18 protein-coding genes are annotated in these 20629 nt (G+C 63.2%); 6 read left to right on the top strand and 12 right to left on the bottom strand.

Going from position 1 to position 20629, the window contains the following annotated elements:
* Together LQZ85_RS16980 and LQZ85_RS16975 are read right to left on the bottom strand one after the other, a co-directional pair.
* On the bottom strand, nt 1-368 hold a 368-nt coding region (locus tag LQZ85_RS16980; RefSeq protein ID WP_230101247.1), incomplete at its 3' end, for a VOC family protein.
* 85 nt (nt 369-453) lie between these two features.
* Entirely contained in the window at nt 454-873 is a 420-nt protein-coding gene (locus LQZ85_RS16975) for a hypothetical protein (RefSeq protein ID WP_230101246.1), read from the bottom strand.
* 121 nt (nt 874-994) lie between these two features.
* Between LQZ85_RS16975 and LQZ85_RS16970 the strand changes: the two genes are divergently transcribed.
* On the top strand, nt 995-1555 hold the full coding sequence (locus tag LQZ85_RS16970) for a dihydrofolate reductase family protein (RefSeq protein WP_230101245.1): 561 nt from the start codon (nt 995-997) through the stop codon (nt 1553-1555).
* On the opposite strand, the gene LQZ85_RS16965 is transcribed toward LQZ85_RS16970, so the two are convergent.
* Nucleotides 1533-2045, bottom strand: coding sequence for a hypothetical protein (locus LQZ85_RS16965; RefSeq protein ID WP_230101244.1), 513 nt, complete (start codon nt 2043-2045; stop codon nt 1533-1535). The genes LQZ85_RS16970 and LQZ85_RS16965 overlap by 23 nt on opposite strands.
* Nucleotides 2046-2183: 138 nt before the next feature.
* On the opposite strand from LQZ85_RS16965, the gene LQZ85_RS16960 reads away from it, so the two are divergent.
* On the top strand, nt 2184-2753 hold the full coding sequence (locus LQZ85_RS16960; RefSeq protein ID WP_230101243.1) for a TetR/AcrR family transcriptional regulator: 570 nt from the start codon (nt 2184-2186) through the stop codon (nt 2751-2753).
* A 73-nt stretch (nt 2754-2826) separates the two neighbouring features.
* Nucleotides 2827-3237, top strand: a complete 411-nt coding sequence (locus LQZ85_RS16955) for a DUF1428 family protein (protein WP_230101242.1) — start codon at nt 2827-2829, stop codon at nt 3235-3237.
* 10 nt (nt 3238-3247) lie between these two features.
* Here the strand turns inward: LQZ85_RS16955 and LQZ85_RS16950 are convergent, their stop codons facing one another.
* The 3 genes from LQZ85_RS16950 to LQZ85_RS16940 all read right to left on the bottom strand — a co-directional run bounded on the left by LQZ85_RS16950 (nt 3248) and on the right by LQZ85_RS16940 (nt 5239).
* Nucleotides 3248-3628: a hypothetical protein gene (locus LQZ85_RS16950; RefSeq protein ID WP_230101241.1), complete on the bottom strand. Its 381-nt coding sequence runs from the start codon at nt 3626-3628 to the stop codon at nt 3248-3250.
* Nucleotides 3629-3680: 52 nt separating this feature from the next.
* Complete coding sequence (locus tag LQZ85_RS16945; protein WP_230101240.1) at nt 3681-4082, bottom strand: hypothetical protein; 402 nt, start codon at nt 4080-4082, stop codon at nt 3681-3683.
* Between the two features lie 155 nt (nt 4083-4237).
* Nucleotides 4238-5239 carry an SDR family NAD(P)-dependent oxidoreductase gene (locus LQZ85_RS16940; protein WP_230101239.1) on the bottom strand — a complete coding sequence of 334 codons (1002 nt, stop codon included), beginning with the start codon at nt 5237-5239 and terminating at the stop codon, nt 4238-4240.
* 428 nt (nt 5240-5667) lie between these two features.
* Here LQZ85_RS16940 and LQZ85_RS16935 point away from each other — a divergent pair, with 428 nt between their 5' ends.
* The 3 genes from LQZ85_RS16935 to LQZ85_RS16925 are packed head-to-tail and all read left to right on the top strand — an operon-like array spanning nt 5668 to nt 11596.
* Nucleotides 5668-8442: a DNA methyltransferase gene (locus LQZ85_RS16935; RefSeq protein ID WP_230101238.1), complete on the top strand. Its 2775-nt coding sequence runs from the start codon at nt 5668-5670 to the stop codon at nt 8440-8442.
* Nucleotides 8439-10409 (top strand): DEAD/DEAH box helicase, encoded by a 1971-nt coding sequence (locus LQZ85_RS16930; protein ID WP_056276127.1) that lies wholly within the window; start codon nt 8439-8441, stop codon nt 10407-10409. The genes LQZ85_RS16935 and LQZ85_RS16930 overlap by 4 nt, the downstream gene beginning before the upstream one ends.
* Entirely contained in the window at nt 10406-11596 is a 1191-nt protein-coding gene (locus tag LQZ85_RS16925; protein ID WP_157538060.1) for a GIY-YIG nuclease family protein, read from the top strand. Before LQZ85_RS16930 ends, LQZ85_RS16925 begins: the two co-directional genes overlap by 4 nt.
* Before the next feature lie 186 nt (nt 11597-11782).
* On the opposite strand, the gene LQZ85_RS16920 is transcribed toward LQZ85_RS16925, so the two are convergent.
* The 6 genes from LQZ85_RS16920 to LQZ85_RS16895 form a co-directional block, all read right to left on the bottom strand.
* Nucleotides 11783-12979: a hypothetical protein gene (locus tag LQZ85_RS16920; RefSeq protein WP_056276129.1), complete on the bottom strand. Its 1197-nt coding sequence runs from the start codon at nt 12977-12979 to the stop codon at nt 11783-11785.
* Complete coding sequence (locus LQZ85_RS16915) at nt 12976-15120, bottom strand: AAA family ATPase (protein ID WP_157538062.1); 2145 nt, start codon at nt 15118-15120, stop codon at nt 12976-12978. The genes LQZ85_RS16920 and LQZ85_RS16915 overlap by 4 nt, the downstream gene beginning before the upstream one ends.
* Nucleotides 15121-15179: 59 nt before the next feature.
* Nucleotides 15180-16310 carry a DUF697 domain-containing protein gene (locus LQZ85_RS16910; protein ID WP_056276135.1) on the bottom strand — a complete coding sequence of 377 codons (1131 nt, stop codon included), beginning with the start codon at nt 16308-16310 and terminating at the stop codon, nt 15180-15182.
* 86 nt (nt 16311-16396) lie between these two features.
* On the bottom strand, nt 16397-18391 hold the full coding sequence (locus LQZ85_RS16905) for an SIR2 family protein (RefSeq protein WP_082586472.1): 1995 nt from the start codon (nt 18389-18391) through the stop codon (nt 16397-16399).
* Between the two features lie 94 nt (nt 18392-18485).
* Entirely contained in the window at nt 18486-19391 is a 906-nt protein-coding gene (locus LQZ85_RS16900) for a DUF4231 domain-containing protein (protein ID WP_056276141.1), read from the bottom strand.
* Nucleotides 19392-19690: 299 nt separating this feature from the next.
* Nucleotides 19691-20602, bottom strand: a complete 912-nt coding sequence (locus LQZ85_RS16895) for a metallophosphoesterase (RefSeq protein ID WP_230101237.1) — start codon at nt 20600-20602, stop codon at nt 19691-19693.
* Nucleotides 20603-20629: the final 27 nt, after the last annotated feature.

Raw genomic sequence — 20629 nt, 5'->3', positions numbered from 1 at the left:
ACCCAGCCCACCCAGTCCGGCCGGTCCACGATGCAGAACCGGTTGCCCTCGGGGTCCTCCATGATCACGTAGTCGGCATCGTCCGGCAGGTTGTCCCAGTGCACCTCGCGAGCGCCGAGTTCGGTGAGGCGTCGCACCTCGGCATCCTGATCCTGGGCATAGATGTCGAGGTGGATGCGCGGCGGCAGCACCCGCTCGGAGTGGTGAGCGTCGAGGGCGATGCAGGGCGCGTCGGCATCGCGCGGCTTGAGCACGACCCAGTCATCGGATGCCGGGTCTCGCTCGACGTAGTCGAGGGCTGCCTGCCAGAAGCGGGACTGCGCCGGGAGGTCGTTCACGCGGATCACGATCGACACGATCTTCAACATGCGGGTCAGGTTAGGGCGACTGAAACGTGCTGAACAGGGGCTTGAATCGGATCACTGACGCAGTGGAGATCGCGGCGACGAGCAATCAGCCGTCCGTGCTCCCTGGCAAGCTTTCCACATACTTCTTCACCTCTTGAGCAATCGAATCGATGAGTTCGCTCATCTCGCTCGACGGGTGCTGTCGGTGTCCGACCTCGTTGAAGGAGTCCAGGAGGCGGAGGGTGAGGGCTTCCTTCGCACGTGGCCGGTCGATTCGTTCACTCAGCTCGAAGGCGAGGACGTCGAAGTCGCGCTCGCTGGATCGAGGCACAGTGGCACGCACTCGTCCGAGCTGCGGGTCGTCGCCCGTCAGATGCAGATGCGCCCGCAATTCCGGATCGAACCCTGTGCCACCCACGTGAACGATCTCTCCCGTGGCGGAGTCGAGCCAGACGTACAGCCACGACCCACTGGGGCGTACGCGACCGCCCCGAACGGAGATGACGCGAGGCTGGCTGGAGGGCATGCGTTCACCATATTCGCTGTGGCCGCCTCAGCCGCGGCGAGGTGTCGCCCGACTGCGGCCCGACAGTACTCTAAGTCCCACCCCGTACCACCCACCGCCCGCATCGAAGGAGATCGGCGAGATGAGACCACTGCGCTACGCGATCAACGTCACGCTCGACGGGTGTGTTCACCACGAGGCGGGCGTCGCTCCCGACGAGGAGCTGATGGGCTTCTGGACCGCCGAGATGCAGCGGGCGGATGCCGTCATCTACGGCCGAACGACCTACGAGATGATGGAGGGCGCGTGGCGGCGTCCGACGTCGGGAGTCTGGCCCGACTGGATGAGCGAGTGGGAGGTCCCGTTCGCCGAGGCCATCGACCGCGTGCCGAAGTACGTCGTGTCGCGCACGCTGGACGCCGTCGACTGGAACGCCGAGCTCATCCGGGGCGACCTGTCCGAGACGGTCCGCCAGCTGAAGCAGCAGCCGGGCGAGGGGCTGTCGGTCGGCGGTGTGACGCTGCCGCTGGCGTTGGCCGAGCTGGGGCTGATCGACGAGTACATCTTCGTCGTGCATCCACTCGTTGCCGGGCACGGGCCGCGGTTGCTCGACGGGCTGAACGGACCGCTCGAGCTCGTCGTCGTGGATCGTCGAGAGTTCGCCTCTGGAGCCGTGGCCGTCACATACCGTCCGCGGAGGTGACCGGAGCTGCGGGCGCCTGAGGGCTCCCCGATCTGCGGCCCATCCACAGTGCGGTGAAGCCCGCGTAGGCGCCGAATACCGCCGTGGACCCGAGCACCAGGATCCACGGGCCCAGCCCGTTCTGGTAAAGCCAGCTCATGTAGATCAGGAACAGGGCGCTGCCCAAGGCGCCACCGAGCCCGGCGCCGACGCTGACCTTCATGCGATCCGCTGGCGCGCCGTCGGTGGTCGCCGAGATGCGCTTGCCGATGTACGCGCCGAAGGCTGAGGTCAGTCCGGATGCGGCGCCGGTGATGATAGTCGGCACCACGATGAGCATGGCCAGCCAGTACCAATTGATCCAGTGTTGGTTGTTCGCGGGGCCGAGCGAGTCGGTGACGTAGGGCACGCCGTGGATGATCAGCATCGTCACGATGAAGAACACGAGTCCGAACACCGTGAGGGCGAGGGTCAACATGCCCATGCTCAACGGCCCTCGTGTCTCCCTCATCCCGCGACTCTATCCAAGCTGCGCAGCCACACGCGTCGTCGAGCGGAGCCCGCGGTTGCTCCCCCTCGGTCGTTGAGCAAGGACCGCGAAGCGGCCCGAGACGAAACGCGCCACCCACAGCCTCGGTAGCCTGTCCTAGTGCCCCGTCCCAGAAGTGAAGCCGCGCGCCAGTCTGTGCTCGAGGCGATGCGCGCGGCCGTCATCGCCGGCACCTACGAAGCGGTGACCATCGAGGGACTCGCTGAGACAGCCGCAGTCTCCAAGCAGACGATCTACCGCTGGTGGCCGTCGAAGGCCGCGATCCTCGGCGAGGCACTGCTCGAGGGAGACCTGCCAGGAGCCGACCCCGCCGTCGCGATGAGCGACGACATCCGCGCCGACCTGCACGCGTGGTTCTCCGCGATGTCCGCCGGGCTCGCGAGGCCCGAGGGTGTCGCACTCGCCCGGGCGCTGATCGCGGTGACGGCGACCGACCACGAACTCGGCCTGGCGCTCAACGAGCGTCTCGCGGCGCCGATCCGCTCGTGGGTCGCCGAACGGATCGCGCGCGGACAGTCGGCCGGCGAGATCCGGGCCGACGTGGATGCTGACGCGATCGCCGACCAGCTCATCGCCATGGCGTCGTACGCGGCTCTCATCGGTCAGCCGTTGAGTGCCGAACGCGTCGAAGAGACGGTGACGCGGCTGCTGCGAGGCATCGCTCGGTAGGCGCGTCTGGCTGGGTGAGGTCGACGGTGGATACCCTTGCGACGGACACTCACCGCTGAGGACTGGAGCTGCAATGGTCATCGCTGACATCACCGTCGTTCCGGTGCCGACGGAACGCAAGGCCGCATACCTCGACTTCTCGAAGCGGATGGCGGAGGTCTACCGCGATCACGGTGCGATCAGCGTCGTGGACTACTGGCAGTCGAGCGAGTCAGCCGACCCGGGTGACTTCCATGCCGACGGGACCTCGTACGAGCCGGGCGAGCTGAAGAGCATCGCCGATCTCTCGGGCACGAACGCCGGGGAATCCGTCGTGGTGACGGTGATGACCTGGCCGTCGCGCGAGGTTCGTGACCGCGGAACCGCTGCGGCGACGCGGGACGCTCGCGTGCTCGAGACGCTCGATGAAGAGCCGGTGTTCGACGGAGGTCGCGTGATCGGCGACAGCTTCGAGATCGCGATGAGCGTTCAACGCGACGAGTAACGGGCTCCGGCTACGGGGTGCAGTAGGCGAGCATCGCGTCGGTGGCCGTGCGCATCTCTGTCGTCGCCGCGTCCAGACCCGTCATGTCACCCGCGATGGCCTTCTCGCCCTCGGCGGCGAATGCGTCGATGCTCGTCGTCCACGAGTCGCGGAGGGTGACGAACTCGTCGGGTCCATCGACTCCGCGGATGTTCTCGGCGACGGTCTTGACCTCATCGAGCGCTGCCTGCGCAGCCTCGGGAGTCGGCGAGCTGACGCTGCCGATCACACCAGTCACCTGCGCAGCTTGAGCCGCGACCTGTCCGCACGCGGCGATGGTCGACGCTTGAGAGCATCCGGACAGCAGCAGGATGCCGACGGCGAGCGTCGCGAGCGCGGGGGGCTTCTTCATAGAGCCAGGGTAGGCGGGGGAGATGTGAGAGATGCATCGCTCGGCGGCCGCATCAGGCCCCATCAAGTTCGATACCGAACTCGCGCTTGAGCCAGCGGTCCAAGGCTCGTCGCTGCTGAATGGCTGGATCAGCGTCCGTCCCACGCAAGCCATGTTCCTCGACGTATTGGTGTAGGTCATCGCTAGCGCGGGTGTACGCGACCGCTTGAAGCATGGTGAGCGCGCCACCTGATTGCAACGCGCTCACTGCTGCATCGTGCCGCCAACGGAGCACGGTGTACTCGTCGGGACGAGGTGGCTTCGACTCGCCGCCGTGCGCGTCCATCACGTGCCATACGAGATCGTTCCAGGCGATCTGCGGGTGCTTGGAGGTACGCCACGAGCAATGAGTACACCTCGTCGTGAGCCAGCGCAGGTCCGTGCCGTACCTTCTTAGCGTCTCGCCCTTCCCCATGCGAGAAACATAGCGGGCTGTCGAGTGGCTGTGGCATGTCGACGTTCGACTTAGCCGCGACCTTTAGCCGACTGGGGTGGTCGAGCCCTCCACCCGAGCGAGAACGAAGAACGCCCCCGCCGTTCGGGTCGGCAGGGGCGTGGTCTTCGGGGCGCTTACTGCACCGACCATCCACCATCGGATGCGAGCACCGCACCGTTGATGTTCACGGCGTCGTCCGACAGCAGGAACGTGATCGACGCGGCGAGGTGCTCGGCGGTCGCAACCGTCGGAATCGCCTGCTGGAACGGGGCGAGGCGGCCGGAGCCGTACTCAGACATGTTCGGGGGCATCGGGATGCCGGTGGCGACGCCGCCCGGAGCGACGGAGTTCACGCGGATGCCCTTCGGCCCGTACATGAACGCCGCCGACTTCGTGACGCCGATGATGCCGTGCTTGCTGGCCGTGTAGGCGTTGCCCGACGCGTTGCCACGCAGGCCCGCTTCGCTCGAGACGTTGAGGATCGAGCCGCGGCCGGCCTTCTCCATGATCGGCAGCACAGCGCGCATGAGCTTGAACGGGGCAGTGAGGTTGATGGCGATGACGCGGTCCCAGACGGCATCCGTCGTCTCGCCTGCGGGGGAGAAGTCGTCGTTGATGCCGGCGACGTTCGCGAGGGCGTCGATGCGGTCGCCCGCGGCGGCGATGACGGCGTCGATCGCGTCCTGCTTGGTGAGGTCTCCGGCGACGGTGGTGATGTCGGCATCCGGCAGCTCGGCCTTCAGAGCGTCGAGCTTGTCGGCGGCGATGTCGGAGGCGATGACCCGTCCGCCCTCGCGGGCGACGCGGGATGCCGTGGCCTTGCCGATTCCGGATGCTGCGCCCGTGACTATCACGGTCTTGCCGGCGAAACGTCCGGTGGTGGGCTTCTCGGCCCAGCCCGCGGACTCGTCGGCCTCGGGGATCTCGCCGCCGTTGGCTGCGCGCACGAGGTCGTCGACGACCGACTGCGGAAGCTGGCCCTGGCTCATCGCGACGAGCTGCTGCAGCGGCAGACCGAGTACGGGGGTAAGGAGCTCGGGGTCGGCGCCCGTCTGCTCGAAGAGTGCGCGGATGAGCGGCCCGCCGGTCGGGTCGTTCATCCAGTCGCCGATGGTGGAGTGTGCGGTGAGGGCCATGGTCGAGCTCCTTGGGGCTTGGGTTTCGCAACGGTGCGTCTACTTATGATCGATTGTACGCCTGAGGACGCTCGAGTGGTGCCTCGTCCTCGCCAATGAAAAAATGCGTCAGTCCGTTCTGGACGCGACGCGCGCGGGTGGCTCAACAGGTGAGCTGGGGGAGCGGTTCGGTCGGGCCAGGCGCGAGTTTTGCCCGACGACTCAGTCATGTTTCCTGGTGATCGACAGCAGTTCTTTCGTCCGCGTCGCTGGGCTACCGCAACAAGGCTGGGCGGCAAGACGGCACGGTATCCGAGTACGGCTCCGGGTTTCACGCGCAGGACCAGTGTCATCGCTCCGGGCAGACTGCATCTTGGCTAGGCAATGCGGCGCGTCCTTCGCCGAGGGCACGCGTCGACCCACCGATAGGATCAGGGACGACTGGGCAGTTGTCGATCCGCTCGGTGTTGAAGGACGCGCAGCCGGCTACGGAGCGCCTGTGCAGAAATGGCGAGACAGCGATGGCGAAGCTCAACCTGAAGGCCGTGGAGGAGCGCATCGCTCCGCTGGCAGGCCAGGAGTCATACGACCGCGAGTTCATCTTCGACCTGCTGCTCGCATACGGCAAGCCGCGCGGAAACGTCACTCGCCTGCGCAACGGCACTTCGCTCAACGTGGCAGCTGATCAGACGCGCGAGGTAGCGCAGAAGAACGTGGTCTACTTCCGGGAGACCGACGGTGATCCGCTGGCTGAGCTCCATGAACTGAGCACCTCCCCTGTGGTGGTCAAGTACAACCCCCGATTCGTGATCGTGACCGACTACGACGAGGTCGTAGCGACGGACACGAAGGTCGGCGAGACCATCGGGTTCCCGATCCGCGAGATCGACAAGCACTTCACCTTCTTCCTGCCGTGGGCCGGGATGGAGAAGGCCCAGTACGTCGCCGAGAAGATCGCCGATGTCAAGGCCGCCGAGCGCATGGGCAAGCTTTTCGACGAGCTCATGGCGGCGAACCCGGACATTCTGGAACAGCCGAACGGCCGGCACTCACTGAACGTGTTCTTCACCCGGTTGCTGTTCTGCTTCTTTGCCGAGGACACCGACATCTTCGACGAGGGCCAGTTCACCAACGCCGTGGGCTCCCACACCCAAGCCGACGGCTCCGACACGGCTGGCTTCCTTCGAGATGTGTTCCTGGCTCTCGACACCGAGCGGGCCGAGGACAAGCCGCATCACCTTGCATCCTTCCCGTACGTTAATGGCCGGCTGTTCACGGTGGCTGACGAAGAGTTCGTGCCGACATTCACGAAGTCAGCACGGCAGCTGCTCATCGAACTGGGAACGCTCGTGTGGCGCGAGATCAACCCCGACATCTTCGGATCGATGTTCCAGGCGATCGTCACACCGGGCGCACGCAAGGACCTCGGCCAGCACTACACGTCCGTGCCGAACATCCTCAAGACGATCGAGCCGCTGTTCATGGACGATCTGCGCCAGCAGTTCGAAGAGGGCTACGACAGCGCCAAGAAGCTGAGCGCCCTGCTGGAACGGATCAGCGCGATCAAGGTGTTCGATCCTGCCTGTGGCTCGGGGAACTTCCTGATCATCGCCTACAAGGAACTGCGCCGACTCGAGCACGGTATCCTCGAGCGCCTAACAGAGCTCGACGAGAAGAACCGGGTGCTGTTCGCGGAGTCGCGCATCAACATCGAGAACTTCTTCGGCATCGAGATCGATGACTTCGCGGTCGAGGTCGCGATCCTGTCGCTCTGGATCGCCAAACACCAGATGAACGCGGAGTTCAAGGAAAAGTTCCGGCTCACGATCCCGCTGATCCCGCTGAAGGAGACCGGGCAGGTGAAAGCAGGCAACGCGACCCGCGTTGACTGGAACGCGGTGTGCCCGAACGATGGCGAAACCGAGATCTACCTAATCGGGAACCCTCCATACAAAGGTGCCAAGACCCAAACCAAGGGAATGAAGGCCGACTTTCCCTTCGTTTTCTCGGGACGACCGTTCTCAAAGAACCTCGATTACATCGCCCTCTGGTTCACCAAAGGGGCGGACTACATCGCGGGAACTCAGGCGGAACTCGCTTTCGTCACCACTAACTCCGTGGCCCAGGGCGAACACGTCGGGTTGATGTTCCCTCGCCTCTTCGATCTGGGGCTCGAGATTCGCTACGCCTACACATCCTTCAAGTGGGAGAACAACGCAAGGCGAAACGCCGGCGTAACGGTCGCCGTGATCAGCCTCCGCAACGTACGGCCTGGTCCGAAGTACATTTTTGCTGATCACCTAAGGCTTGAGGTGGCTAATATCAACGGCTACCTGGCCGACGGGGCGAACATCTTTGTCCATCGCCGAACTCAGAAACCGCTCAGTCCGAGTCTTCCCCCGATGGTCTTTGGATCGATGCCGCGCGCAAAGGGATTGGTCATCTCGCCCGAGGATCGCGAGAGCATGATCGCGAGTGATGCTCGGGCCGAGCGATTTATCAAGTCGTACGTCGGAACATCTGAGCTTGTGGACGGTAAGGATCGGTACTGTCTTTGGATTGACGACGCCGATGTCGCCGATGCCAGGATGGTTCCCGAAATCGCTCGACGGCTCTCCCATGTAGCGGACGAGCGCCGCGAAAGTGACGCGGAGAGCACTGCTGCCTTCGCCGAGCGTCCGCACCGCTTCGTGCAGATCAGCTATCGACCCACCGAATCAATCATCGTGCCAAGCGTGTCATCTGAGCGTCGGGAGTACATCCCGTTCGGGTATCTCGGACAAGACACCGTAATTTCAAACCTCGCGTTCGCTGTGTACGACGCATCGCCGTGGACGCTCGCGTTGCTCACGTCGCGTATGCACATGTGCTGGACTCGTGCTGTCGGTGGACAGCACGAGACACGGTTGAGGTACTCCAACACGATCGTCTACAACAACTTCCCGGTGCCCCCACTCTCTGATGCAGTGAAGGAGAAGCTCACCATCGCAGCGCTGCGCGTGCTCGACGTGCGGGAGTACCACTGCGAGCGGACGCTGGCGGAGCTTTACGACCCGGACGAGATGCCGGACGACCTACGAGCGGCTCACGCTGAAGTCGATGCACTGGTCGACTCGATCTATTCGAGGCGCGGCTACGAGACGGACGAGCAACGATTGTCGGACCTCTTCGGTATGTATGAGGAGATGACGGCCGCCGAGGCCGCGAAGGGGAAGAAGAAGTGAACAAGAACGTGAACGTCGTCGATGTCTCCTACGCCCAGACAGGTGCCTCGGTGCACACTGACGCGATGGGCATGCGCGAGATGCAGCAGCGGGTCTTCGAGAAGCGGGACGCGCAGCATCTGCTGGTGAAGGCTCCGCCGGCTTCCGGCAAGTCGCGTGCGCTGATGTTCGTGGCGCTGGACAAGCTCTACAACCAAGGCCGCAAGAAGGTCATCGTCGCGGTGCCGGAGCGCTCTATCGGCGCATCCTTCGCGTCCACTCCCCTGTCCCAGAACGGGTTCTTCGCTGACTGGGAGATCAAGGACGAGCACAACCTGTGCACGCCTGGTTCCTCGGTTGGCAAGGTCGATGCCTTCGTGGCCTTCCTCAACGGCCCCGATGCGACGCTGGTGTGCACGCACGCCACGCTGCGGTTCGCCTTCGAAAGGCTCTCCCCTGAGGCATTCAATGGCACGGTGCTGGCGATCGACGAGTTCCACCATGTCTCTGCCGACACCGAGGCCAACCGCCTGGGTGCGCTGCTGCGCGATGTGATGGCCGGCTCGGATGTGCACATCGTGGCGATGACGGGCTCGTACTTCCGCGGCGACTCGGTGCCGGTGCTTTCCTCGGAAGACGAGGCGAAGTTCACACCAGTCACGTTCAACTACTACGACCAGCTCAATGGCTACGAGCACCTGAAGTCGCTCGGCATCGGCCACCACTTCTACCAGGGCCGGTACACCGATGCGATCAGCGAGGTGCTGGACCTCGACAAGAAGACGCTTCTCCACATACCGAACGTGAACTCCGGCGAGTCGACCAAGGACAAGATCGAGGAGGTCGGCTTCATCATCGACGCGATCGGCGAGGTCGTGGAGACGGAGGCCGATACGGGCATCATCCTGATCCGCCGGCCGGATACCGGCGCGATCCTGCGCGTGGCCGACCTCGTCGACGATACCGATCAGAAGCAGCGCGCCGATACGCTGCACTACCTCTCCACCGTCGGGTCGAAGCAGCGTGACGCTGTGGACATCATCCTCGCGCTTGGCATGGCCAAGGAAGGCTTCGACTGGCCGTTTGCCGAGCACGCGCTCACAGTGGGCTACAGGGCATCCCTCACCGAGGTCATCCAGATCATCGGCCGCGTCACCCGCGACAGCCCGGGCAAGGCGCACGCACAGTTCACCAACCTCATCGCCGAGCCTGATGCTTCGCAGAGCGAGGTGAAGGGCTCGGTGAACAACATGCTCAAGGCAATCACTGCTTCGCTGCTGATGGAACAAGTCCTGGCGCAAAACTTCACGTTCAAGACGAAGCGCGAGGGCAATGCACCTGAGCCGGGAACGCTGCACATTAAGGGGTTTAAGGAGCCTTCGACGGCGAGGGTCAAGCAGATCGTGGAGACAGATCTCAACGACCTGAAGGCCACGATCCTGCAGGACGACACCTTTGCGCGCGCGGCTGCCGGCAGCGTCGATCCTGAGACCACCAACCAGATCCTGATCCCCAAGATCATCCGTGAGCGCTACCCGGATCTGAGCGAGACCGAGGTCGAGGAACTGCGCCAGCAGGTCATCGTCGACTCGGTGATCAAGAACGGCGAGGTCCGCACGGTCGGCGACCAGCGGTTCATCAAGATGAGCGAGAAGTTCGTCAACATCGACGACATCAACATCAACCTCATCGACTCGGTGAACCCGTTCCAGAGGGCCTTCGAGGTCATGTCGAAGTCGGTCACCACGAACGTGCTGCGGATCATCTCGGACTCCATTGCCGCCACGCGTATCGAGTTCACCGAGGAAGAAGCGCTTGCGCTCGTGCCCCGCATCAAGAACTGGATCAAGGTCAACGGGCGGAAGCCGGACTCCCGAGCTGATGACCCGACCGAGAAGCGCTATGCCGACGCCCTGCTGTGGCTCCAGCGGGCCAAGCAGAAGCTCGAGGCCGAGAAGCGAGCAACCGAAATGGTGTCCGGGGAATGATGGAGAACGACGACGCCCTCGAGCCGGCACCCGCGTCGCTGCAGGACCTCATTGACAACGACCTCGACGGGCTGCTGGATGCACCGGAGAAGAAGCAGAAGGCCACGCCTGCTGATCGGCTCCAGCGCGCCTTCCTGGAGATCGTGGAGTTCCGCCGGACGCACGAGCGCCTGCCAAGCGCGACGACCCGCGACATTGCCGAGCGCAAGCTCGGTGCCAGGCTCGACGGCATCCTTGCTGACGAGTCCAAGATTGAGGCGCTCAAGCCGCTCGATGAGTTCGGCATGCTCGAGATCTCCGAAGCACCAGCATCGCTCGAAGACCTCCTCGAGGACGACGATCTCGATGACCTTCTGGGCGATGACACAGGTGTCCTGGACGTGTCAGACCTGCCTATAGCCAAGCGCCCCGAGTCACCGGACTCCGTGGCCCAGAGGGTCAAGGCCAAGGACTTCGAAGCATTCGAGCCACTGTTCAAGGCGAAGCATGCCGAGCTAGCGGATGGCACATTCCAGCTGATGCCCTTCACCGGCATGGACCTCATCCGCGAGGGCATATTCTTCGTGCTCGGCGGCGTGATGTGCTTCGTCGCCGAGGTTGGCGACGACGTGGATCTGGTCGTTGGCGGCAAGCCGAAGCAGAAGCAGCGCCTGCGCGTTGTCTTCGAGAACGGCACAGAATCGGCGATGTACAAGCAGAGCCTCATGACGCGCCTGTACGAGGCCCAGGGCCAGGTTCTGGCCCGCACGGGGCACGATGCCGGGGAGATTCTTGACGCCGACGTGGAGAGCGGCCACATCTACGTGTTGAGCTCCCTGAGCGAAGACCCCGTGATCGCAGGAATGAAGAACCTGCACAAGATCGGGTTCTCGACGACCAGCGTGGAACAGCGCATCAAGAACGCCTCGAAGTCGCCGACGTATCTGATGGCCCCTGTGGAAGTTCTGGCCGACTACCGGCTGTACAACGTCCGCGCTTCCTGGCTCGAGCACCTGCTCCACAGGGTGTTCGCCGAGGTCAGGCTCGACCTGACGCAGGTGGACCGCAAGGGGCGCGACTATGACCCCTCCGAGTGGTTCGTCGTGTCCCTGGAGACGATCAACAGGGCCGTTGCCATGATCATGTCCGGCGAGATCACCGACTACGTGTATGACAAGGCGCAACAGAAGCTGGTCGAGAGCGGCTGACGCGTCGGCGTCCGCTCGCGACAGACTTACATGAAGACCATTGTGTGACCGATCACGTCGCAGCCGCCCATGCCGCCGCAGATCCGGGAAGCAGGTTTGGTGATATTTGCGTCCGCAGATCGTGCACGAGTGAGTGTCGGCGATCTCGCCGACCGGCTTCGGGTAGCGAGGTCGATACGAGCTTGGCTACAGCGTCAGCGCGAATGCAAGCTCCCGTACGTGCCTGATAAGGGACTCCGGCTTCCCACTCACATCCACCGCATGCGCCACCACCACAGTCCCCGTGGGCGCGATCTCGTACCGCCGCGGCTCCACATCGCCTGACACGTACAGCAGATGCACCTCAGGCACATGCGCTGTGATCGCGTACGCCAGTCCTTGGTACACGTCGGCGTTAGGGGGAGAGCCATCACTCTCACCCCACACCTTGTACTTCGTGTCCGCCACAGCCACGACACGACCTCCACGTGAGATAACGATGTCCGGCCGCATTCGCACTTTTCCGCCGGTGTCCAACCGCCAGTCCGACACCTGCAGATCGACCTCGAACCCTTCGGGCTTCAGCGTCGCCCGAAGCACCGACCCGACGAAGTCCTCGTACACCTTTGCGACGTTGAGCAAGAACGCCGAGCCGGAACTCGCGCCCTCTGCGTGCGCCCACGATGTCGCCTCGAGGATCCATTGCGCGAGGCGCAGCGCCGGCTGGTAGTGCGCGTTCAACCGGGTCGCCGTTGGCAAGGTCACCCGACCGCCGGCCCGCAGATCCGAGATCTCGGGGAACATCCCGAGCAGGGAGCCGAGTTCGTCGACGATGTGACGGGGCATCTGTTCGAGCCGCACCAGCGCGCGAAGCGCCGCCTTTACGATCCGGTTTTCCGCGACGTCCTCGGTGTAGTCGTCGTAGGTCAGCTCGACCGGAACGGGAATGCCAGGCCGCCCCTTGAGCTGGCGCGCCACATCCCATCGGCCCCGAATCACCGTGCCCGTCTCCTCGACGGACACATAGCCCTTTAGGAGCCCCCGTCCCGTCGCTGCCTCGACCGCTCGGATCAGCCCTGACGCCAGAGCCGACGGTAGATCTCGATCGGCCTCGAAGGCAAACGTCGCGTGGCCAACGTCAGCCTGCACGCCCGAGTACGACGCCATGAAAATCAGGCTCCGCAACGGAGTCTTCGGCCGAATGATCAGTCGAACTCCGTCGAGACCGACGGCTCCCACGCGCGTGACGTCGGTGATGCGCCAGATTCCCGAGTCCCCTGTCGGAGACACGCGACAGAACTTCAGCTCTTGCAGCCGCACTGCCTGTGACGTGGTCAGCGAGACGAAGGATTCGCCTTTCTCAGCGAGTTCCTCGACACGGGTGCCGAGCGACGTCGAGCTCATGTCTCCGACGCTGCTGCCTCGGCGCTAGATGCTCCGAGACCGGCGAGCAGTGTCTTCAGCCCGTACTTCACGTGCACGTCGACACCGGTTCCGATGTGGCGCTCCTCGAGCAACGGCAGGATGCTCTCCTCCCACACCGCGTGCAGGTCGTCCTGTTGGAGGTCCTCCGTCCGAAGCAGATGACTCGGGCCCACGCGATCTTCGCGATCGCGGATGCTTGAGTTGAGGCGCTCGAACAGCTCAGCTACGGGGAGGGTCTGCGGGTGGTGTGCTGCCCAGCGAACGAGGATGTCCTTCACCGGAGCGACATCGGGGTGCAGCTCGAAGAACGAGAAGCGGCGGCGCATGGCCGAGTCGAGAAGCGCGATCGAGCGGTCCGCGGTGTTCATCGTGCCGATAATGAGCACGTTCGTCGGGAGGGTGAACGACTTGCCCCCGTCATCACCCGAGCCTGCATACAGCACGTCGATGGCGTCATCGCGGTATTCGAGCAGGTAGTACAGCTCACCGAAGACCTTACTGATGTTCGCGCGATTGATCTCGTCGATCATCAGCACATGTGGCACGTCGGGGTTCTTGCGGGCTTCGTCGGCGATTTCGCGAAGCGGACCCCTAGTGAGCGAGAACGACAGCTGGCCCGCGGCATCCGTCACAGGCCGATATCCGGCGAAGAAGTCCTCGTAGGTATATGACGGATGGAACTGGATGCGCTTCACGACGCTGCCCGGTTTACCGAGGCGGTCGGCGAGGGCCCGGGCGACATACGTCTTGCCGGTTCCGGGCGGGCCATAAAGGATTACCTGTCCGCGGCGGTGGAGAGCGTTCGTCACCTTGCCGAGCCATGCTTCGTGCAGGTGTGTGGCGTCGGCAAGTTCCGCGAGGCTTATCTCTGAGGGCAAGAACCCGCGCGGATGGGGGATGTCCGGGGAGGGGTCCGGCTGTGGAAAGGGCCCGGGCTCTGGTTCAGGCTCCAGGTCGTCGCTCTTCTTCCACCTACCTTCAAGACCACCGTAAAGGTTGATCGGTTTGCCCTCCTTCACTTGTAGAGCAATCACGATCTTCTGGAGGTCAGCATCCGGGTCATCGGAGAAGTCGCCACCAATCTCCCCGATGAACGCGTCGCGGATCCGCGCACGATGATCGAGCGAGATCACCGGCCCGAAGAACCCGGGATGCACAAGGTAGAGCAGCGAGTATCGCTGGGTAGGGAATCCGTCGTCCTTGCCGAGGACGAGCTCGCGCCATCGTTGGGGGTCGTCGAGAGCAAGCTGCTGCTCCTCATCACTAAGTTTGCTCCAATCGAGGAGAACATCCAGCACGACGGTAATTGCACGGTTGACATGACCCTGCATCCCGCGACCGGGGTTAAAGGCGCCGCCGGTAAATGCGGCGTCGAAGACTCGTGGAATCTCCACAGGGTGGCGCATGGTCATGAGAACCGACTCCACCCGTTCTCGCTTCTTTGCGTGACCCATGACCTTGGCGATTGGGAGCAGCTGAAACGCCAGCACCTCGGCCATGAGGAGTTTCACATCGTCCGTCGCGGAAGCGAACTGGTGCTCGAGGTTCGCGTTGAAGCCTTTACCTTCGACCTTTTCCACTGCCGCCCACAACTCGTGTAGTTCGCGAATGTTCGCTGGGGTCCAGACCTCGCGAGACGGTGCGAAAGCTGAAAGCCCTTTGCGGAGTCCTTCCTCGACAACCACCTCGGCCGCGGCAAGCAATGTTCGCTGGCTCGAATCCTCGCTCACCCAACGCTCCGGGAGTGCGCGCTCGATCTCGTTGCGCTCGTTGTCGCGCTTGATCGCTTTGAGCCTTTGGGCTTCGGTGAAGAGCTCGTTGCCCGCATACTCATCGAGTGCCGCGAGTCCGCTCGCAGTGATAGCCCACTCCCCAGCGAGAGACGGGTTCTTTCGTAACCAGCCCGCCGGGACGAACTCGGAGCTGGCGAAGCGCCAGTTTGTTTCGCCTCTAGGCTTGTTCGCCGTGTTGATCTCCGACTCATACGGGGTGAGGGGAACCCGGGCCAGCGATTCCGCCCAGATGTCGCCGACGGGAACATACGAACCATCGGGTGCTCGCTCACCGAGGACCTCGAGCGCGATCCGCACTCGCTCGGCAGTCTTGAGTTCTTTCTCCATGGTGCTCCTCGGATCAACGTGTTGCGAGTCTAGGAGAGTGGAATCCGTCGGGAGGATGCTCAGGCCCGCCCACCGCCCACCTTCTTGAACCACACGGCGACCTGCGACTGGAATAGTTCACGGATCAGATCGTTGTCGAGCGCGCCATCCACTCCACGCAGGCGACCCTGCGTGAGCTCTCCGCACACGACAGCCCATGCGTAACCGATTGCAAGGGTGAATGAGCTGGCGACTGCTCCCGAGATCACACCGCCGACAAGCGTTCCCGCTCCCGGAATGAGCTTGAGCAGTCCCGCGACAGCGCTTCGCCCAGCAGCGGAGACGGCCACGGTCGCCGCGGTCGCCGCGATCGTGGCGGTCTCGACTCTGACGCCATAGATTGCCGCTACTCTCGCCATCATCCCGAGCTGTATTGGAATGAGCACTCCCGCGTCCGCTACAGGGATGGGGATGGCACCAACCGTCAGTGCAGCCGTGGCAGCCGCGCGGACAGCTGTTTGAGCCTGCTTGCGCTTTCTTGACAGATCGATCTTCTGGGCCGCAGCGAACGCAGCTTCAACACCGTCGGGAGCTGCGCGAAACGTCGCATCGACGAGCTCGTTGAGCCCATGCTGGACTTGCCCAGTGAAGTCATCTGCGGCCGACATCACGAGGATCGGGCGACCGCCCACGATTGGCAGCTCGAGTGCGGCGATGTGATCCGCGAGAGCCAGTGCATCGGAGTGATGCTCGCCAGCTCGCGACTGCACCTGCGTCAGCACGGCGACGACCGGCAAGCCAAGAGTGTGCAGCCGCCGGATGAACTCCGCCTCGGTGTCCTCGAACCGGCGGTCGGTCGATCGGACGCAGTACCAGGCGACATGGATCTGCTCAGGGAGCGGCCGCTGACGCATGCGCTTGAGGTAGTCGCTCAGCTCCTTGATCAGCTCATCGGTGTCCTTGCCGATCTCGAGCCCGCGGGTGTCGAGCAGGCCTAGGAAGCCGGAGCGGTGGATATAGAGATGCTCGTCCATGGTCACGGGGTCGCCGACTCCCGTGGGGGCGACTTCCTCGCCGAAGATCGCATTGATCAGGGTGGACTTCCCGACGCCGGTTTTGCCGAAGATCGCGAGGTTGAAACGGCCTATCTCTTTCGCCTGCTCCTTCCATTCACTGCGAAAGTCATCTTCAGAGAAGGTTTCACCCGTCATCGCACACTCTCTCTCTGAGGCCGGGGCCCCTGACTCGCGAGGAGCGCTCCCCTCGCGAGGATCAGCGTATCGGCAGTGGCGAATTCCTACTGATGATTGAATCGCGGGCGCATCTGGGAGAGTAGATCTTCTTTCATGCGTGAGGCATCGGCGCGCCGTTCCGTGACCTTCCATCCGACTTCGCACTGTTTCAACCATGCGACCACTTCATCAGCCTGTTTGTGAGTGATCGCGCTCGGGCGTTGGCGAGTTTTCTCGCGAGTGAGCCCAAGTATCTCGACCGCGACCCATGAACGAAGCGTGCTTCGACTGAAGTCCGGTCTCGATGAGATGTGGTCGTTGATCCGATCCCGTATGTGGCCGGAGATGCCAATATAGATGCACTCGCCTTCTCGGAACCATGCAATCAGACCGGGAGTATCCGGTAACTGCAGGCGTGAAATCTCGGCAGCAGAGACGGTGATGTCGAGGTCGGCAGGTGTAAGCGCGTTCTCGTTAGGGGGGCTTCCGAGCTCCCGCAACTGGGTCTCGATGATCGGCCATGCGCTGCTCTTCTTCGCGAGAGCCGGAACTGAGGCTGCGAACTTGGTTAGGGAATCGCGTAGCGCGCGATCCTCGGACTGCAGGATGTCGGTATAGCCGCTCGCGAGCAGGTACGAATGGGTCGACGCCGCATGAGCGAGTATGGCATCGAGGAAGATATCGTGGAGTCGCTCGCTCGGCAGCACGATGAACTCGAGCTCGTTCTCCCACAGCCGCCTTGTAGTCGGACTGTCATCGAGAGTCAGTACTGTTCCAAACGGCCCATCACGATCAGGCAGGGCCCGTCGAACATCATGGATGATCTCGTGGAAATGCGGATCCCGGACTCCGAAACCAGCGAACAGCAGGCGTCGCGTCATCAATGTCGCTTTGACGAGCGAACTCAGCGCAGCGCGATCGGCGTTGAAGTTCAAGTAGTCGTCGCGTGTAAGAACGATGGAAGACGGTTCGGTCACCGTGCCATGCAGTTTGAGTAGCCACCTCTCCGGCTCAGTCGCACCGCCTGGAATGACTCGTCTGGGGCGGTCGCCATCGTGCGCCGCGAGCTCGAAAAGACAGTCGTAGTTGAGCGTGACCGCTTGTTCTGCTTCAAGCGCGGCGAGGAGCGGAGGGGCAAGGCCATAACGAGAGACAGCTACCGCCTCAACAACGCTCTCGGCGAAGGCTTGGTCCGCGTCTGGAAAGTGCCGTTCAAACTCGCGGTGAAGATAAGCGGCCTGGTCGAGCACGTCGTGATGCTCAGCCAGAGTCTCGGCGGTGGAGATATCCACCTCGGCCTTCTCTGCAAGCTTCTGGATGAGCTGGTCCCATGTGGGAGCGCCTGCTGAGACGCTGACGCCCGATCCCATGAACGGGACTAGGCGACTATCGCGAGCTTCATGACCGAGCCTTGCCGCAGCGGTCAGCTGATCTCGCGAAAGTGCAGCCCAGGACTTATCACTCGAACGTCGAATCGACTGTGCGAGATCGTAATCACGGGCGTCTCTCAGCACAATCGCGACGTCGACTCCGTATGTTGAGGCCGCCGCGATGCTCTCCTCGTACAGCACTTTAAATACCTCTCCGCGGAACGCTCCAGCACCACCACCTCCGACGCCGAACAGCGGGACTGCGAGAAGAGGAATCGAGTCCTTTCGTTGGAGGCCTTTGTGCTGTCCTGCCGCCTGAGAAGCGACCTCGAAGAATTCTTGGATTCTGGGCGCAATGTCAGAGGCGCGCTTTACTCCGGAGTACGGTACAGCAGTGAGGATCAGCTGCGGCTCGAACCGAGACGTCGAGAGCAGTCGCACGGGTAGCGTGAATCGCCGCTCTTCCTGATAGGCGGCGCGCAGCTCGGGGTCGAGCCGACGCTCTACGTCGACACCGGCAGCTGTCCACCCGCCTCCGGGACGAAGGTCCTTGTCCGCCGCCCACATGTACACGTCGCACGCGAAGTTCCGCATGTCTCCCCTGATCACGAAGACGTGCCCGGGCGGTTCAGGAATCGCTGTCATGCCTTGATCATCGCAGGTGGGTGACTCATCCGCGCCGCCGGACATCCCGGTCTTTCTAGCCAAGTGCTCTCGGTTCAAGAACGGCCGTGGGCTCTCTCAACGAGGGGACTAACCCCGGCTGGGCGAACTAGAGTGCGTATCACCTGCCGCCTTGAATGCCTTTCCAATCCCGCACGTCCTGGGCGAGGACCCTTTTGAGTTGCGTGCTCAGATTCGTCGCGAGGCGTCTGCGAGCACGCCGTGACTTCGCTTCCCTCGAAGCGCGCTCATACTCGATGCGAATGGTCTGTAGCTCGTGCAGGACTTGAGACCGCTGAATCCACAGGTCTTTATGGTGAAAATGCTCGTTCCAAGCCAGGAGGACTGCGATGGTTGCTGAAGCGGCGGTGGTGCAGATCGCGATCAGATCTTGCAAAAGATTGTTCGAGGCCGAAGCGCTGATCGCACCGAAGACGGCGATCATCCCGGTGAGGACGGTAGTCCAGATAATGACCTTGGCTGCCCGCCGCTTGACCACCTTGCGGGTTCGATTGAACTCTCCCTCCCACCACTCCAGGTAGTAGAACATGGCGTCTAACGACTTGAGCATCGGATCAGGACGGGATGGCGGTCGCAGGCCATCCGAATTGTCCTTTGGTGAGGACTTTGAACCTCGAATCCCAGCGGCGACCGCCAATAACATCCCGACCGCAAGCAACGTCGCGGTTATCACCGCCCCATTGGATTGAATGAAGGGTTGGGTCTGCGTCCGTTTCACCATCTCTGTCGATTGCACGAAGACGGTAGCGGCACCCGCTGCGATGAGGAACGCGATCGCGTTCACTATTCTGGCAGCCGAGTCAACGGAGGCGAAGAATCCAATGAGGGAGGCCGCGATGACACATGCCAACACGGCAATCGCTGCGGCCCCTACGGAGTTATCGGGCACACGAATAATCAGTGGGGGACCCAGAAGCGCAATCGCGATAACCGCGATGGATGCCAGCCATCCGCGACGGTTCGCAGAGAACCCTGCGAAGAGCGCGGATCGGTCCTTAGTGCTCATCTCGATCTCCTTCGAATCGGGTGCAGAGCGAAAGCACCGCGGCCCACGCGATCGTACTACTTGAGCTCGCCGATCAGTCGCTTTCGTATCGGTCGGCTGCTCACGCTTATCCCGACGACCCGCGCCACGTGTCCTTCGACTAACGCCGTCGATGCAAACCACGCACTGGGTTCGCGAGCCGCGAACGCGGCCGACGAATGCGCGCGTCCAGCGTCGGTCGGACTCGGCGTGAGCCCAGCGCTGAGCAGAATAGCGGGACGTTTCGCCTCGCTTCGCCCTAGACGACCGCGGGTGGTGCCCTACACCCGCTCCCGCCAGCTAATCCCCCGCCCAGCAATCCGCCTCCCAGCCTCTTCCGCCGCGACCGGCTCCCCGACGTCTGCCCCGACCTCGAGCCCCACGACCGAGTGCACGATCGTCCCCTCATACACGTGCACGAGGTTGTACCCCTGCGCCGCATCCTGCCCCCGGGTCGCCCCGACCGGCTGAGCCAGATCCTGCCCGTAGGCACTCGACGACGCGGCCGCCACCGGAATCCCGGCGAAGGTACCGAACGACGGGTGATGCACGTGCCCCGACAGGATCCCCCGCACATCCGACCCCGCCAGCACTGCAGCCAACGCCGCCTGCTCGCGCAGCTCGACAGTCACCGCGAGGTCGAGCACCGTCGGCAGCGGCGGGTGATGGATCAGCAGCAGCGAACCCTCCGGCGCCGGTGTGGCCAACTCCGCCGCAAGCCACGACAGTTGCGCCCGATCGACCCGCCCCCAGTGTTCCCCGGGAACGGTCGAATCCAGCACGATCACCCGCATCCCGCCGAACCACCGCACCTCGACCACAGCATCCGAACCGGCACCTGCGGTACCGGAAACCGGCGTTTCAAGAGCAAGCCCCAACTCCGCCCGCATCGCCCCACGCTCGTCGTGGTTGCCCATGGCCCACACGACCTCACAACCCAGCGCCTCCACCGCCGGCGCCACCAGCTCCCTCAACCGCCGATACGACGACGCGTCTCCCCGATCCGCGAGATCCCCCGTGAACAGCAACGCGTCAGGGCGAAGCCCCGAAGACACCAGCCGCGACAACACAGAAGACAGGTTTGCATCGGCATCCGCCCCACTGCCATACAGCGGCGCGCGTTCACCGGGAAGGTGCGTATCGGAGATGTGCACGAAGGTGTGCGATGGGCGAGAGTGCTCGGTGAGGATCATTTCTCTTCCAGTGAGACGACGAACAAG

Origin of the sequence: Microbacterium sp. Bi98 (assembly GCF_918698045.1) — a bacterium.
Classification (GTDB): Bacteria; Actinomycetota; Actinomycetes; order Actinomycetales; family Microbacteriaceae; genus Microbacterium.
This window is presented reverse-complemented; position numbering and strand designations above follow the sequence as displayed.

Coding starts and splice junctions, on each gene's coding strand:
- LQZ85_RS16900 (WP_056276141.1), bottom strand. CDS start 19,391: ATGAGCACTAAGGACCGATCCGCGCTCTTCGCAGGGTTCTCTGCGAAC.
- LQZ85_RS16920 (WP_056276129.1), bottom strand. CDS start 12,979: ATGAGCTCGACGTCGCTCGGCACCCGTGTCGAGGAACTCGCTGAGAAA.
- LQZ85_RS16965 (WP_230101244.1), bottom strand. CDS start 2,045: ATGAGGGAGACACGAGGGCCGTTGAGCATGGGCATGTTGACCCTCGCC.
- LQZ85_RS16955 (WP_230101242.1), top strand. CDS start 2,827: ATGGTCATCGCTGACATCACCGTCGTTCCGGTGCCGACGGAACGCAAG.
- LQZ85_RS16940 (WP_230101239.1), bottom strand. CDS start 5,239: ATGGCCCTCACCGCACACTCCACCATCGGCGACTGGATGAACGACCCG.
- LQZ85_RS16945 (WP_230101240.1), bottom strand. CDS start 4,082: ATGGGGAAGGGCGAGACGCTAAGAAGGTACGGCACGGACCTGCGCTGG.
- LQZ85_RS16915 (WP_157538062.1), bottom strand. CDS start 15,120: ATGGAGAAAGAACTCAAGACTGCCGAGCGAGTGCGGATCGCGCTCGAG.
- LQZ85_RS16925 (WP_157538060.1), top strand. CDS start 10,406: ATGATGGAGAACGACGACGCCCTCGAGCCGGCACCCGCGTCGCTGCAG.
- LQZ85_RS16910 (WP_056276135.1), bottom strand. CDS start 16,310: ATGACGGGTGAAACCTTCTCTGAAGATGACTTTCGCAGTGAATGGAAG.
- LQZ85_RS16905 (WP_082586472.1), bottom strand. CDS start 18,391: ATGTCCGGCGGCGCGGATGAGTCACCCACCTGCGATGATCAAGGCATG.
- LQZ85_RS16975 (WP_230101246.1), bottom strand. CDS start 873: ATGCCCTCCAGCCAGCCTCGCGTCATCTCCGTTCGGGGCGGTCGCGTA.
- LQZ85_RS16895 (WP_230101237.1), bottom strand. CDS start 20,602: ATGATCCTCACCGAGCACTCTCGCCCATCGCACACCTTCGTGCACATC.
- LQZ85_RS16950 (WP_230101241.1), bottom strand. CDS start 3,628: ATGAAGAAGCCCCCCGCGCTCGCGACGCTCGCCGTCGGCATCCTGCTG.
- LQZ85_RS16970 (WP_230101245.1), top strand. CDS start 995: ATGAGACCACTGCGCTACGCGATCAACGTCACGCTCGACGGGTGTGTT.